General features: G+C 46.2%; 11 protein-coding genes and 1 pseudogene. 2 read left to right on the forward strand and 10 right to left on the reverse strand.

The window, feature by feature from the left end; all coding sequences use genetic code 11:
* Positions 1-5: 5 nt before the first annotated feature.
* Positions 6-1,853, reverse strand: a complete 1,848-nt coding sequence (locus CA600_RS03550; protein WP_094868952.1) for a hypothetical protein — start codon at positions 1,851-1,853, stop codon at positions 6-8.
* 80 nt (positions 1,854-1,933) lie between these two features.
* Here CA600_RS03550 and CA600_RS03555 point away from each other — a divergent pair, with 80 nt between their 5' ends.
* Entirely contained in the window at positions 1,934-2,569 is a 636-nt protein-coding gene (locus tag CA600_RS03555) for a TetR/AcrR family transcriptional regulator (RefSeq protein WP_179281516.1), read from the forward strand.
* A 96-nt stretch (positions 2,570-2,665) separates the two neighbouring features.
* On the opposite strand, the gene CA600_RS03560 is transcribed toward CA600_RS03555, so the two are convergent.
* The 8 genes and pseudogenes from CA600_RS03560 to CA600_RS31690 form a co-directional block, all read right to left on the reverse strand.
* A complete protein-coding gene (locus tag CA600_RS03560; RefSeq protein ID WP_094868954.1) occupies positions 2,666-3,652 on the reverse strand; it encodes an alpha/beta fold hydrolase in 987 nt (328 codons plus the stop codon).
* Between the two features lie 295 nt (positions 3,653-3,947).
* On the reverse strand, positions 3,948-7,241 hold the full coding sequence (locus tag CA600_RS03565) for a chitinase N-terminal domain-containing protein (protein ID WP_256989711.1): 3,294 nt from the start codon (positions 7,239-7,241) through the stop codon (positions 3,948-3,950).
* Between the two features lie 379 nt (positions 7,242-7,620).
* Positions 7,621-8,889, reverse strand: coding sequence for a cytosine deaminase (locus tag CA600_RS03570; protein WP_094868955.1), 1,269 nt, complete (start codon positions 8,887-8,889; stop codon positions 7,621-7,623).
* Entirely contained in the window at positions 8,858-10,135 is a 1,278-nt protein-coding gene (codB, locus tag CA600_RS03575) for a cytosine permease (protein ID WP_094868956.1), read from the reverse strand. The genes CA600_RS03570 and codB overlap by 32 nt, the downstream gene beginning before the upstream one ends.
* A 639-nt stretch (positions 10,136-10,774) precedes the next feature.
* Complete coding sequence (locus CA600_RS03580; protein ID WP_373455872.1) at positions 10,775-11,527, reverse strand: alpha/beta fold hydrolase; 753 nt, start codon at positions 11,525-11,527, stop codon at positions 10,775-10,777.
* Positions 11,528-11,683: 156 nt separating this feature from the next.
* Positions 11,684-12,034, reverse strand: a complete 351-nt coding sequence (locus tag CA600_RS03585) for a DUF1330 domain-containing protein (protein ID WP_256989712.1) — start codon at positions 12,032-12,034, stop codon at positions 11,684-11,686.
* A 154-nt stretch (positions 12,035-12,188) separates the two neighbouring features.
* A complete protein-coding gene (locus CA600_RS03590) occupies positions 12,189-12,800 on the reverse strand; it encodes a DUF2239 family protein (protein WP_094868957.1) in 612 nt (203 codons plus the stop codon).
* A gap of 294 nt (positions 12,801-13,094) precedes the next feature.
* A pseudogene (locus CA600_RS31690) lies at positions 13,095-13,291 on the reverse strand (transposase); the annotation flags it as partial.
* Between the two features lie 179 nt (positions 13,292-13,470).
* Between CA600_RS31690 and CA600_RS03605 the strand changes: the two are divergent.
* Complete coding sequence (locus CA600_RS03605) at positions 13,471-14,046, forward strand: dihydrofolate reductase family protein (protein WP_094868959.1); 576 nt, start codon at positions 13,471-13,473, stop codon at positions 14,044-14,046.
* A gap of 160 nt (positions 14,047-14,206) precedes the next feature.
* Here CA600_RS03605 and CA600_RS03610 read toward each other — a convergent pair whose 3' ends face one another.
* Positions 14,207-15,154: an ABC transporter substrate-binding protein gene (locus CA600_RS03610; protein WP_094868960.1), complete on the reverse strand. Its 948-nt coding sequence runs from the start codon at positions 15,152-15,154 to the stop codon at positions 14,207-14,209.
* Positions 15,155-15,175: the final 21 nt, after the last annotated feature.

Raw genomic sequence — 15,175 nt, forward strand, 5'->3', positions numbered from 1 at the left:
CACCATCATTTCGTACGACCATAGAAGAAAGAATACCCATCTGACTTCCCAAGCTTAGTCGTCTGCGTTGCGTCCACTAGCTTGACCGCTTTCAGCAACGATACAATTTGCGTATGCATAAGCTTTGCATCAAATTTGTCCATCTCTCTGTTTTCACTATCTACGAGCAGATAGTCGGGCATTGGAATGAAGCCAATCACGGGTATCCCTGCTTCAAATAAGGGCTGACTCTCTCCAAACTCAAACTTGTTATGTCCACGTAATAATACAGTCCGTGTGCCGTCTGTCTTTTCAATAGCCTTCAGCCAAATGGCTGCCATCATTTCATTGCCCGCATAGGTATATTCTGTACTTATTTGTCCAGTTGGACCATATTTACCTGTATCATCGTCCTTCCACTCCATGCTGCCTAAATGCTCAACCGTAATTCCAGCTACAGCTTTCATATGGCCGTTCGCGCCATCCCAGAGCTCACGACGCCCCTCCATCCAAGTGGAAGTCGCCTGAGAGGATCCTTTGAATTCCGGTAATCTAAAATGCCCTGTTACAAAAGCGAAAATCATCGTACGTTCCGGCTGCTCCTGCTGCAAGTAACGAATCATGGACAGCATGCCCACAGCGCCATTCTCTTCCACCACATTAATCCCATCTGTATGGGTATTTACGATAATTGCTTCGTCTTTATTTTTACTGTCAATTTTCACATAAAAGGATTCTGTTGGGGCATTTTTTTGTATTTCCGCTTCTAAAATAACCGTACCTTCTTTGTGCTCATGAGCTGCGCTGATCACCTTTTGCCCTTCCGTTTCATTGACCCAGATCGCAGGGATTCCAGCATAATCGGTGGTAAAAGGTACATACTGCTTTTCTATCTTATCATCGGATACTCCTTTCCAGACTAAAATAACTGCTTTTACACCCATTTCTTTCGCTTGCTCCAATTTAGCTTCTTTTAAAGCCGTAGTGAGCACTAGATCCCCTTCATTTGGGGCAATTCGGCTTTCGATTGGAGATGAATCCCGCATGTTCATTACGATTCCACTAGGAAATTTTTTAAAATTTTCAATTTCAATGACAGCAATTTTTCCGCTAGCCTGATCATATGCACCACGCTTCGTATATACCAGTTCGCCTGTTACACCTATTTCGTCAGTTTCCCCGGAGTAGGGAAAAGCTGAAGAGACATGAATGGGCTGCTGATCAATCCTTAACGAACTGCTCTTTTCTTCCCATCGGTCAAAAGAATAGCGATCACGATAGACTTGCAGCCCCATATCCGTTACCTGCTGCTCCAGCCATACAATAAATTGATTGTGACCCTCAGAACCGGTTGTACGGCTTCCAAAAGAATTCATCACTTCAATATCCTTCAGCATCACTGCTGCAGAATCCAATGTACGTTCATCGATCGTCACAGCTGCATCAGTTGCTAATTCCACAGGCGTTGTAATAGGTTTTGCATAGATTCCAATCCCCCAAAATGCAGTAACGGTAAGAACTGCAATGCTGAATAACACTTTTCGAACCACTAGAAACGGAGTGACTCTTCTGCTCACCGTTTGCCCATAGAGTCCTCTCCATGAACCCGCTACGATCAGCAGTAGGATGGAAAGCGCAAGCAGCCAAAATTCTTTTGTTAGTAAGAATAACCCTTCTGCCACCATTGCACTAATAAATACTAACTGTAACTTCTCACGCTTCTTTAATAGTAAAAGGGAGATGCCTAATTCAGCTAACAAAAGGATAATGGTCACTATCGAGATTACCGTTTCTTTACCAATAAATACCGCAGCACAGAGTGCTAGGATCAATAGCAGCACCGCTGACAATCGTCTATATACGCTCTCTAACATGATGCCCTCCCATTTTATCTAACTCCTATTTTGACATTACATTTGTAATGCCTTATGGTTTTAGCATATTGAAAAGACTCATGAAAAACAATAAAACGCACACTAGAATGTACAAACGGAGGGGAAATGTCATCCCAAATCATGAATTATACAGCCCAAATACCTCTCAGCATCAGTCCAATAAAGAAACCAACCGTTTGACAAGAGAAGCCATTTGCACGGCTTTGGTCTTCTTGATCCAGGAACAGCCTTTTAACAAAATTACCATCACCGATATTGTGAAGCGCGCAGGGGTCTCTCGAACGGCTTATTACAACAACTATTCCTCCAAGCAAGAGATTCTGGTGGATTTGGTCGATTCGCTTATTTTCGAGATTAATCAAAAACTTTTGCCTTACACCAATGAATTAACAGGCAAAGCCAAAGAACCTCAAAAATTTATCAAAGTGCTTTTTGAAGTTATTTATCAGCAGCGTAACATCTACAAAGCACTTCAAAGCGCGAAGTTTGATGATGTGATTCTGGATTGCTTGAATGAAATGATGCTCTCTACTGCTCATGACAAAAGCGATGAGAATGTGTACCGAATTTACTTTAAAGCGGGGGCCCTCTATAATGTTCTTCTCAAATGGATACAATCCGACTTTGCAAAATCCATTGATGAAATGACCAAGATTTGTCTTGAAGTGTACCATACTCCAATGTCTCAGGAATAAAGTTGATAACTACATTGGCTGGGCTGAGTGTACAGACGAAGCGAAAAACAAAGAAACCACGGAGCCAATTTCGGCACCGCGGTTTAATTATCAACTCTACAATTGGATTTGCTTCATGTACTCTTTGAATGCCTCGGCGATTTCTTTGTATTTTGTATGATGCAGGTAATGAGAACCTTCCATCGGGATCATTTTTCCCTGTGCGGATTGTTTGACTTGCTCCTCATGTAACGGAATCCACTGTTTATTGTGCTCATTATTCGATTGAACGAAGAGAAGCAACGGCAACTCATTTGGCATTGTGAGTTTTTCTCCATTTTTGAAATTGGAACCGAGATGGCTCAATTCATTCATCAGCGTTGGATTGCCACCGACTTGATTCGAAAACAAATGCATCTGTTCTTTGGTATGCTCATCAAATGCGAGCGATTTATACGGATCTCCGCTCACTTTTTGGAACAATCTCATCAAACCTGATTTTTGAAGAAACTGCATGGATTTCAAAGGCAATTTGACATCCATGCCGGGTTGATTGGGAACGCTGCTATCGATGCCGACAAAAGCAAGAACCTCATCCGGGTAGGTGTTCACATAGGTTGCTCCGTAAAGTCCTGCGATCGAATGTCCCATTAGAATATAACGGTTAATCTCCAGTTGCTGCAGCGCTTCGTGAACCTCACTTACAATATTCTCCGTTGTTCTTTCTTTCTCGGTTTCATCGCTCAATCCATAACCGAAAGGCTCTACCACCACGACCTTATAATTGGGAGAAATTTCATCGATCAGCAATTTGAAATCAAGTGCAGGTGTTGGGGTTCCTTGTCCCGGAAGCAATACAACAGTTTGATCTCCGCTGCCTTGAATGTACACATTCATCTTTTTGCCATCTACATTGACATACTGACCATACGATTCTATTTTCTTTTTCTCGACCCCGTTGCAGATTACATTAACGATAAAAACAATGCCCATAAACAGTACGAGCGCCCCGACAATACCTCCGAATATTTTTAACCACAATTTTCGTCTCTTGTGGTTTTTAGTTCCAGTGGTTTTTATTTCTACTAATTCTGCCACGTTCATCTCTTCCCTTCCTTGTCCTTGTATCTTAAAGCCGCTGTGGCGACTTATTCAAAGTGTAACTAAGCAAGATGTCCTCTTCGTGACGACAATATGAACGGAATATGAACAAGCCAAAAAAAACGTTACATCTGAAAGATATAAGCACCTTTCTTTTGTCCAAGCTCTAAATATATTGATATCAAAACTAAACAACCTAAGGTATGAACCCTAGGTTGTTTTGATCGTATGATTCTATAAGTGTTATAACATTGCAGCATATTGGTATATTACGCGTAAAATTTAGAAACTCATCTTATTAATTGCTGACAGTTACCTTAATAGTATCACTTAAGGTCTCTCCCGCTGCATTGACCAGCTCTGCTCGGTATTCATATATGCCGGAAGCTCGGCCAGTGACGTCAGTCGTAGCGATCTGCGCCGAAGGGGTGTTGGCGTTTAGCGCTTGTGTGTCGATCAGCTGCCCGTTCTCATAAAGGCGGTACTCTGTGGCGTTAGTGCCCCACCACAGATTCATTGTTACTTTATAAGAGCCGTCTCCGTCCCAGTTGTCATGGGCCAAGACTGGCTTGCCCGGAGCGGCGTCGCGGATCGTCACCGTGAGCGGCTGGCTCTTCGTTGTTCCGTATTTGTTGGTAAGCTCCACTGTGTATACATAAGTGCCGTTCGGTTTACCATGAAGCGCTGTGCTTGCCGTCTGGGCGGACGGAGATACATCCTTCAGCGACTTGGAATCGATTAGCGTGCCATTCTCATAAAGCTTGTAGCTGGTAGCATTATTGCCCCACCAGAGGTTCATGGTGACTGTAAAGTTGCCGTCACTGAGTCCATAACCGTAGCCGCTGTTCGAGGACAACACTGGTTGTCCAGGTTTGTCAGTTGCGAGTGCGGCTCCACCTGTAATTTGGAATGTGTAGCTCTTTTCTGCAGTGTTGCCAGCGGCGTCGATCACTACATATTTTACAGTATGGGACCCGGCACCCAGCTCCGCAGCATTCAGGGTCTGTTCTTCGGCAATGGGTTGTCCATCGAGCAGAAGCTGCTTGGAGGCTACGCCGGACAGGTTATCTTCGGCAACCAATACAAACCTAAGCTGGGCTTCCTCCTCCACATCGCCGACCGCATGACCGGACTCCGTCAGCACTGCTGTCGGTGAAACCGTGTCGATATTAAGGCTCAGTGTCTTGGTTTCTTCGATCTTGCCCTTACCCGAAACTGCATGGTATGTCAGCGTATTTCGTCCGTCTTTACTTACGGACAACGGAGTGCTGTATACAGCTTCCACGCCGCCATTTAGCGAGTAATAAACCTTAGCTGTACCGGAGTTGGCTTTCAGAGTCACTTCGGCGGGCTGGTTCAACCAGCCGGCAGCATTCGGATTCGTCGACAGCGTTGCCGTCGTTACCGGAGCTGCCTCTTCTTCCACAACGCTGAAATCTCCGAGACTTCTAGGCTTGAGTTGGTATACTTCTTTGAAGATCGCGGCTACGCCTGTAATATCGAGCTTCTGTCCTTCCGCATAAGGGAAACTGTCCTTCGTGATGCCCGTCCGGACATCCACCCGGATGTGATTGCTTGTCCCGCCTTCGGCGATAGCGTCAAATTCAAAGGAACCGCTTGGAGTGGCGGTGATAATATTCGTCACTTTCACGTCTTTAAGCTTGAGCAGCTGACCTTGATTGGCATCGTTCACCGCCGGCACGACAACGGGCTCTGGAAGCTCCGCTGTGCCGGTTTTCTCGATCTTCACAACTTCGGTCAATTCTAGCTCCGAATTATACAGCGCCGTGGACGCTGTTACCTTAACCGTATCACCGGCATGGAAGCCACTTTGGCTCTGGAAGATATAAAGACCACCAGTCTTATCTTGCAGGTAAAGGGCTTGCCCACCGAAAATACCCGGCTCAGTCGTTACGATACCCTCAACCGTCACCAAGGACCCAACGATCTTGGTCCGGGCTTCGCCGATGGAGACGGTCGCCGGAATCGGATCTTCCTCGTCTGGTAGCGGCTCTGCTGGGACGTTACCGAGCGTTACTGATTCAGTCTTCAGGTTCGTTCCGTTCAGGCGCAGCCGCAGGTTGGATGCAGCCGTGGTGCCCGGTTTAATCTGCACGGTCAAATCTTTATAGGCATGGCCGTTCAGGTCTGATGTCAAGCTAAAGTTGGCGCTGTAAGCATAGCTACTCGGCCAAGTGCCGTCACTGTTCTGGATCTTGGCGATCTGGGCGCCGCTGCTCACCTGGTAAATGCCCAATTGAAAGCCTGATACGCTGGTATTCGCAGGGAGATTATCTGCGCTTACCCGAATCTGGAAATCCTGCGCGTTCGGCAGCACCGTCTGGTGCGTCATATTGTACACCGCACTTGCAGTAGCTGCCGGTCCGCCGTAGGAGCCCGCTTTGAAGGTAGTGCGGTCAAACCATTTGTAGCCGGCATTCGGCGCGGCCCATGGTTCTGGCTGCGGCTCGGTGGAAAGTGCCGGCTCTTCGAACGGCAGCAGCTGCGTTGGCTGATCCAACGTCAACCCACTTACCTGGGTGAAATTTGTATAACTCTCCTGTTCGGCGAGCCAGTTAACGGTGTTTACCAGAAGCTCAGCATCGTCAGCCTCCTTGAAGCCGTCGTAAGTCGTTTTCTTGGCACCGGTATCCTCGCGCAAATACTTCGGCGTTGCATCTTCGACCGGGGAGGAGTCACCAATAAAGGCGGCTTTGCCCGCGCCTTTTTTCGCTACGGCCACGTAAGGACCTTCCGCTACGCCGCCGCCATTGTAGACGCCTTGGTCCACCGCGTTGCCCCATGCATTGTTGGTTTTCGGCAGATAGACGATACCCTTCGCCCGGGTCGGGTCGAGGATTGCCAGCGTGGAGCCGGCATGCATGGCTACACTTGATACTCCTGATGTAATACCGAAGGCCTGTGCGGGAGCCACGATGTTGTTTGCGTTAATATCACCGAGGGCATTGAAGCGGAATCGGACGCCGAATTCTTCTGCCAGCCAATCGGAGCTAACTACGCCTTGCATTGCCGCGGAGCCAGCCTCTTCGGCGCTCATGCCTTTAGCTGGATTATCCCAAGCTCCACGGCGGTAGCCGTTGAATGCCTCGCTTCCGTCCCAGCGGTTCTTATTGCGGTCCGCATTGTAATGATCGCCAATGAAGAAGATACTGCCGCCGTTCTCCACGTATTCCGCCATTGCTGCCTGCTCGCTGGATTTATATGGAATATTTGATTCAGCTACGACGTAGACGTCATAGCTGGAAAGATCGCCCAGCGTAATTGGAGTGGTCTTACGAAGCTCCTTGACGTAATAGCCTTCCTGCGCAAGCGCATTGCCAAAGTCGGAAAAAGCACCGTCGATAACCCAGTCAGCCGCTCCGGCCGTCTGTGCGTGGGTATTGTCGAACAGTATTTTCTGGCCTGCATGCTCGTTAACCACTTTGGCTTCAATGAATGGTGCGGGATCGCTTGCCCCCTCAGCGTGTACCGCCGTATCGGCTCCGAATGCGAACAAATGCAGAGGTACGGCAACAGATGCAACCAGCATGCAATTTAGCAGCCTTTTTTTCCAACCTGAATGCTTCTCCATTATTTCCTTCCTCCTCGAGATATAGATCGGCGGATTTCCCCATAGTTGTCCACCGCTTTCGTCTAATATGCTATCTCATAAGGATTAGGAAAAACATAGATTTATGTAAAGTGTTGTAAATTTATACTTTCGGCCTATACTGTGGGTGAAAACAAGGTCGAATCTTGGAAATAAGCTATGAAAAAAGTCTTAGTAATGATAGCGTTTTGTTCCGGAATGTCCTGGAATAGAAAAATGGTCAAACATAAGAATCAAAAAAAATCCCCCCATGGATGCAGGAAGAGTTCACGATCATGTGATCTCTTATATACCTGTCTAACATAAGGGGATTGTTGACTTAAACGCAGGCTCTTCTTGATACAGCGCATGCTTCATCCGATTATTTATTGAAAGTAATTTTCTCCAAACCGTTCTCAAGAATGATCGAAGTGTTCCGCGGCTGTGTTTCCGCGATTTTGCGGCCGCCTCTGAACGAATAAAGCACTCCGGCCTGTTTGCGAATGGTCTCGTACTCGTTCTCTGCTTCAAGAACGATGAAGTTGGCTGGTTTACCTTCTTCAATGCCATACATATCCTCGATATTCAACGTTCTTGCGCTATTTTTCGTAATAAGATCGATTGAATTTACGATTTGATCGTATCCGAGCAACTGGGAAGCATGAATACCCATGTGCAGTACTTGAAGCATATTACCTGTGCCTAGCGGATACCATGGATCAAAGATGTCATCGTGACCGAAGCATACATTAAGTCCGGCTTCCAGCAGTTCTTTGACGCGAGTTAATCCTCTTCTTTTCGGATACGTGTCGAAGCGTCCCTGCAGATGGATGTTAACCAGAGGATTGGAGACGAAATTTAGGTCAGCCATCTTCAGTAATCTAAACAGTTTGTACGTGTATGCATCATTGTATGACCCCATCGCCGTCGTGTGGCTTGCAGTCGTGCGGGAACCAAGCCCGCGCTCGTAGGCTTCTTTGGCTACGACTTCCAAGAAACGGGATTGCTCGTCATCGATTTCGTCGCAATGGATGTCGATCAGGCGGTCGTATTTTTCAGCGAGGTCAAACGCAACTTTCATCGAATCGACGCCATATTCTCTTGTGAATTCGAAGTGTGGAATACCACCCACAACGTCAACACCCATTTTCAACGACTCTTCTAATAATTCCACGCCGTTCGGGAAGGAGTGAATACCTTCCTGCGGAAAAGCGACAAGCTGGATGTCAATGAATGGTGCCATTTCTTCTTTCACTTCAAGCATTGCTTTAACAGCAGTCAAGCTTGGGTCAGTGACGTCTACATGTGTTCGTACATGCTGGATACCCTGCGCGATCTGCCATTTCAGTGCAGTTTTGGAACGTGTTTTAACGTCATCATGTGTCAGGGAGGCTTTGCGCTCTGACCAACGCTGGATGCCTTCGAATAGTGTTCCGCTCAAATTCCATTCCGGCTCACCTGCCGTTAACGTTGTATCCAAGTGAATATGAGGTTCAATGAACGGTGGCAGCACAAGGGAGCCGCCCACATCAATGACTTCCTCATTCGTAGTTGATTCCAGGGACTGCGTGATAAGATCAAACTTCCCATCTTTCACAACAATATTCCATAAACCTTCTTTACCCCGCAATTTTGCGTTTTGTATAATCATTTGTATTCCCCATTTCTTTGGATTTTTTCGTAGATAGGATCAGCATCAATGCGGTGTATACAACCGCTGTTCCGATAAGTGCGTTTAGTGGTGTTATTCCTGGGGCTAGCTGGGCAAAGGCCACACCTATTGCCCAAGCAACCATCGCTATCCAGTTTACATTCTTGAAAGTCATGTCGGCAAATGGTTTATAGTTTCTACGCTTCACAATAAAATAGTCTGCGATGATTATGGCCCCGATGGAAGGTATCGCCGCGCCCAGCACATTCAGGAAACCGACGAAATTGTTGTACATCCACATGGCAAATACGGTACCCACAATGCCGTTAACGATGACGAAAAACTTTTTAGAGATTTTTGTGATATTTGCGAAGCCCAGCCCTGAAGCGTAAAGTGCGTTATCGTTGGTCGTCCAGATGTTCAGCCCCAGAACGACGATTGCAGGAATGAGCAATCCTTGCAAGAACATAACCTCTGAGATATCTGCCAGATTATAAGCCATTGCGCCGACTGCGCCGAATAGGAACATAAGTGAGTTCCCCAGAAAGAACGAAATGACTGTTGCAGTAACCGCCTGCCGGGACGTCTTGGCAAACCGGGCAAAATCGGGCGTCAGCGTTCCGCCGCTAATGAATGACCCTATACAAATGGTCAAAGCTGCTGCTGTGGTGAGCGACTGAGTCGGTGTGTAATCAAGCAACCCTTGCAGACCTCCCAGCGTGTTTACTCCTTCGAACACGGAGTAACCACCAAGAATAGCAATGGCCGGAACCGCTACATAGCCCAGAATGACGAGCGACTTCATGCCGAAGATGGCTGATGCCGTCATTGCGAGACCAAATACGAAGATCAACAGGTACACATTCCAATCCATCGCTCTGGCGACGGGTACTGCGAACATGGCCACGCCGACACCGAACCATCCGACCTGTGTGAAGCCGAGCAGGAAAGAAGGAAGGTAGGACCCTTTTTCACCGAACGCATATTTTGCAAGCAAATGCGTGGAAAGCCCTGTTTTGGCAGCGATATGTGCCAGTGCTCCCGTATAGATGCCTAGTGCAAGATTACCTGCAAGCACGATTCCTATGAACTCCATGAATGTCAAGCTGACACCTAACGTCCCCCCTGCCAGCATGCTTGCCGAAAAGAAAGTGAATGCCAACATGACGGAAAATGTCTTCCCAAAATGATTTCTCTGCGTTTTTGGCACTGCTTGCCACGAAAACTCTTGATCTTGTTTACTCATCAGAATACCCCCAGTATAAAGTGTCCTGATACCAAAAAAGCAGAAACAAAAGAGGCTACTTGTCAAGTTAAACTGACAAGTAGCCTCTTTTGTTCATCATAACCCGCGCCAAGACACAGAGCATCCCTTGACGGAATATGCCCTGCTTCTCGCGTGATTATAAAAATCCGCTGTCCTTGTCAGCCTCTCTGGACTGAATTAAAGGTACCAGTATTCAATTACATTCTATTATTTTAGAAAAACCTATGGATGTCAATGTCATTAATATCCATAGGTTTAAATTCTCTTTTAAATGCTGCACATGGAATTTTTATGGGGCGGATGTTGAACATGGCACTTGCTCCTAGCGCAAAGCCTTATGTGGTAAAGGATAACCTCACTTTTGGAGTGTCTCCTCTTCGAATCAGAAACGCCCTGATCCATAGTCCAAACGGAGGGGTTATTTAATTAATAAATTCATAATTGTATCTAGCTGAAGCTCTAATGAAAAAGGGTCCTCCATTACGAATTCATCATGATAGTTATCACCATCGCCATTATATACAAAAACATAATCCCATCGGAAGCACTTCAAGTGAAATCGATTCAAACCCCTCCGCCATATTTTTTGCACTTTCTGTTGGTGGCAGCTGCAGCGTGTCAATTGCGACGAGCCGTTCGCTCTATGCCATCAGCGATTACTTTGTAAAGTTGGTGCGGTAAGTCGTGTCCCATGCCGTCAACCAACATTAGCTCAGCGCCCGGAATGGCAGAAGCCGTATCCTCGCCACACGCCGGGACGAATAGGGGATCGTCCACCCCATGAATGACAAGTGTTGGTACTTTTATGGTCGCCAGCCGCGGACGACGATCACCGGAGACAGCGATCGCAGCAATTTGTCGTCCAATACTGCCTGGATCGTAGGCTCGCTGGACTTCCTCCAGAATGAGCGCTCGATAAGCGTCCTCTTCAAACGGATAGCTGGTGCCGGCGATACGTTTAGCAAAAGAGACGCTGTGCGCCAAAAATCCTGCTTCATCCTCAAATGGGTTCGGCGCTGGTTTAGTCATCATCGCCATGACATCCGGGGAAGTTTGCGGAAGTGTTGGATTACCGGAACTGGACATAATGGAGGTGAGTGATAAAACCCGTTCAGGGTACTCACTGGCAGCAATCTGGGCAATCATTCCTCCCATCGACCTGCCAACGAAATGTGCCCGGTCAATTGAAAGGGCATCGAGTAGTCCGATAGCGTCGTTGGACATGTCATTGAGAGTGTAAGGGATGTCCGGTCGCTTTCCCGACATGAGAGCCGTCGCCAGTGCGTCAAAATCCAGCGTCGGATATTGGCTAAAATGCGTCGAGCAACCTACGTCGCGATTGTCATAACGGATTACGTGAAAGCCCCGCACTGCTAATATCCGACAAAACGAATCCGTCTATCGGATCATCTGGGTTCCAAGCCCGGCGATTAGGATAATAGCTTCGTCATTTTCATTACCAAAACTGTCATAGGCCAATTCGACGCTTTTGACTTTCAGAATGTTCATGATTATGTTCTCCTCCAATTAATTCGGTATTGTAAGTTCTGTCATAGGCAGAAGGCGTGAATCTTCGATCGCTGCAGTCCGATGCCCGATACCGGCCATGTAGTCTTGATGACTTGAAAAAGCAAGAAACGACTGCGCGCTGCTCTGGCGGATCATCATGACAAGATCCCATCTTTCGTCTTCGGGTCCAATAAGAAACTCTCCGCCATCGCCAAGAAACATGATTTCACCTCCGCTTTCACGGAGAAATGGGAGGGTGTGCTCGATATAGCGGTTGAAAGCTTCGGCAACGCTGATTGGAACCTCCGGTGTTAGTTCAGGATTGGCTGTGTAATCGGCAACATCACGAAAACGCATGAGGTTCAACATGACGATGCTGCCCTCGATGCCTCGCTGTATGATCCTCATGCCAGCACGTTACGATGGTTCGATGTATCGATTAAATTCAAATTCTGTCATAGTGCGGCTCCTTTCATCGTTCCTTTTTTTATTCTAAATTCCTTACGCCTACACATTCTTTCGTTCATTTGTTCCCTTCGGGGAATGCATCAGCGGCTAATTTTTTGATATGGTTTCTGATATCAGGTGCCCAGTTATCGATCAAGTGGTAAAAACGATCCGAATCATCAGCATACAGTGCCCGCAGAGCTTCTTCGTATTGATGGAAGTTCCCGGCCATAGCTGTCATAAAGTAATATGTTGCTTCTTGTGACTCTCGTATCTTGCTCTGTTTTCCTCCAGCACGGCGAGCATCACCAACGAGTTTTCGTAATGTTACCGACGCCCCTCCAGATTGACTTTTCAGCCATTCCCAATCTTTTGGTAATAATGTAACCTCACCAGATACAACTCCCAGCTTGGGTCGACCGACCCGCCGTGTAGGCTGGTTATTCATTTCCATATCGGGCAAATCGCCAAACTGTTCTCCTAATCGTTTGAGCACGTCATCTGTCTTCCCACGGAAATCAACTTCTATTTGCTTCCCCGTGGTATCGTCAAATATAAGCAGCTGTGTGAGGTCTCTGTCATCCAGAGTATCCTTCACTGTAGTAACAACGTGCTGTAACGAACCACTGGCGACGACTCCCACACCCAAAAATGCTGTGCAGCAAAAGCGCGTTTGATCATCTTTCATTCTATAGATCCTCCTCTGAATACTTCACTAATTTTACCCGGGTAAAATATATTTTGTCGTTGGTTATGGAGGGATTAAATGCAAAAGGCGCGGCCTAAGAGAAACCGCGCTGTTGAGGGTTAGTGTTTGCTTTATGTTGTTCATGCAGTGTTTTGATGTTGCGTTTTAACATTTCGATGAGTATATCCTTATTCGCATCATTTAACTCACGCTTTGTTTGCTTTGGAGTGGGTGCTTGTGATTGTTGACGGCGTAAGGAATTCGATCCTCTCGCAGATGGCTGTACGGTCATAATTAACCATTTCCAGCACTCACCTTTCTTTTTATACTGTCTTGTCTACCGAAAATGTTGTTGCCTTCTTGAAGGTTAGTTGTATCCCCTGATAACGTAGTAGATTTTTCTCGTTCTTCTCAGCCATATCTTCACGACCATGTTGTTTTGCTGCCACAATAGCTTTTGATGTGGTTTAAATATGCAGTTCACTTTTTTCAAATAACACTTGGAATAGAAACTGATCTCTGATATTTGTTGTTGCGTATCAACATGTAACGTTTGTGTTATCCTGTAGGATAACTTCTTGTACTCGCATCGACCTTCCCTTCCAATATTCTGCTAAAATGTAGTTAATGTATAATGCAAATATCCCTCATGAACAAAGGAGAATTGAAAATGAGAAAACTCGTTCTATTTCTTCACGCATCGCTTGACGGTTTTGTAGAAGGGCCGAATGGTGAAATGGACATTGGCTGGGTTTCCTACGATGCTGATTTGGAGAAACATGCGAAAGAAATTCTGAGTACTGCTGACACTGTCATTTGGGGACGTGGGACTTATCAGATGATGCACAGTTACTGGCCATCTGTGCCTTCGAACCCATCAGCTTCGCAGCATGAACGGAATCATGCCGAGTGGATCGAAAAGACAGCCAAAATCGTTTTTTCCACGACGCTGGAGAAAGTCGAATGGAATAATTCGAGACTCATCAAAGAAGATGTCGAGGATGAGATCAATAACCTCAAACAACAGCCAGGCAAGGATATGGTCATCCTCGGCAGTCCTAGATTCGCACACCAGCTTATGCAGCTTGATTTAATTGATGAGTATAAAATCACAGTTTCTCCCGTTCTGATCGGTAAGGGATTGCCGTTATTCCAAGGTCTCAAGGAGAAGATCAATCTCAAGCTAACCGAAAACAAGACCTTTGATTCTGGAGCCATAGGCCTCGTTTACCAGACGGTAAGATGACCTTCTCACTTAAGGTGATTACCTTAACGTGGAACGTTATTGGAACGACAACTGCGGCAGTCTAATACTTTATTTTCACCAAACAACAGGACAAGATATTTATCTGAATAACAACAATCCGATCACCCTACAGGGAGCAATCGGATTGTTGTATAATAAATTATTGTTCAGCCGCCAATTGCAGAAAATGATCTGCAGCCAAACGGACAGCCAGAATACTTGCGCTGTTTAGTGAATTATCAAAGATAAGAACATGATTGTTTTTCACAGCTTCCAGTGAGTTCCATGCCTTTGAAGTTTCCTTCTCCTTGATGGCCGCCTTTGCGATATCCATATCATGCTGAATAATAATATAATCGGGATTCATGCTGTATAGCCCCTCCAGAGAAAGCGCTCCGCCCTCCTCGGGATATCCCTTTGGTGGCAACAACCCAAAGCCCGCTGTTTGATTGTAGTACATCGTGTTTTTAGAGCCTTGAGCATTGAAATTGGCTTTTCCATCGACCCGTAGCAAGGCAAAGGTCTTATTTTCAAGACTATTTAACTGTTTTTTCGTATTGGCAATCATTTCTTGGGTTTCCTTAATGGCTTGTTCCGCTAACGTTTCTTTTCCAACGATCTGAGCACACAGCATCGTCGTTTTTTCCCAGGTATCGGTGTAGTCAATTAAGATGACTGGTGCAATCTTATTCAACTCATCATAATTGCTATCAACAGAACCCTTGAAGGTTACAATCACATCAGGCTTTGCATCCATGATCATTTCCAGATTCGCATTGCTGTTGCCTAAATCAATAATCTCAGCAGTTCCGGCATAAGGCTGTAAAGTAGCGAAATCTTTCATTGCTTCCACTGCGTTAGTTGATGCGATTGGTGGAGTATCTAGAGCAAAAAAGTAATCTAAATACAAAGGATGAAGAACCGCTATCCGCTCAGGCCGTGTCTTGAGCACCACTCCATTGTCGCTGGCATCTGCAATTGTTCTTGGCCATCCCGCTTCCTCGATCTTGCCGACTACAGGTGCAGGTGTGACTGAAGTTTCGGAACATCCAGCCAGTAATCCTGCAAGTATAATGAAGGATGCAATCCATCCAAATAATCTATTCATTTGACTCCTCCTTGAGTTGTT

This window comes from Paenibacillus sp. VTT E-133280 (assembly GCF_002264385.1).
In the GTDB taxonomy this organism is placed as follows: domain Bacteria; phylum Bacillota; class Bacilli; order Paenibacillales; family Paenibacillaceae; genus Paenibacillus_AQ; species Paenibacillus_AQ nitricinens.

Excerpts from the sequence above, each read along its gene's own strand:
- CA600_RS03550 (WP_094868952.1), bottom strand. The coding sequence starts at position 1,853 with ATGTTAGAGAGCGTATATAGACGATTGTCAGCGGTGCTGCTATTGATC.
- CA600_RS03555 (WP_179281516.1), top strand. The coding sequence starts at position 1,934 with ATGAAAAACAATAAAACGCACACTAGAATGTACAAACGGAGGGGAAAT.
- CA600_RS03560 (WP_094868954.1), bottom strand. The coding sequence starts at position 3,652 with ATGAACGTGGCAGAATTAGTAGAAATAAAAACCACTGGAACTAAAAAC.
- CA600_RS03565 (WP_256989711.1), bottom strand. The coding sequence starts at position 7,241 with ATGGAGAAGCATTCAGGTTGGAAAAAAAGGCTGCTAAATTGCATGCTG.
- CA600_RS03570 (WP_094868955.1), bottom strand. The coding sequence starts at position 8,889 with ATGATTATACAAAACGCAAAATTGCGGGGTAAAGAAGGTTTATGGAAT.
- codB (WP_094868956.1), bottom strand. The coding sequence starts at position 10,135 with ATGAGTAAACAAGATCAAGAGTTTTCGTGGCAAGCAGTGCCAAAAACG.
- CA600_RS03585 (WP_256989712.1), bottom strand. The coding sequence starts at position 12,034 with ATGTTGAACCTCATGCGTTTTCGTGATGTTGCCGATTACACAGCCAAT.
- CA600_RS03590 (WP_094868957.1), bottom strand. The coding sequence starts at position 12,800 with ATGAAAGATGATCAAACGCGCTTTTGCTGCACAGCATTTTTGGGTGTG.
- CA600_RS03605 (WP_094868959.1), top strand. The coding sequence starts at position 13,471 with ATGAGAAAACTCGTTCTATTTCTTCACGCATCGCTTGACGGTTTTGTA.
- CA600_RS03610 (WP_094868960.1), bottom strand. The coding sequence starts at position 15,154 with ATGAATAGATTATTTGGATGGATTGCATCCTTCATTATACTTGCAGGA.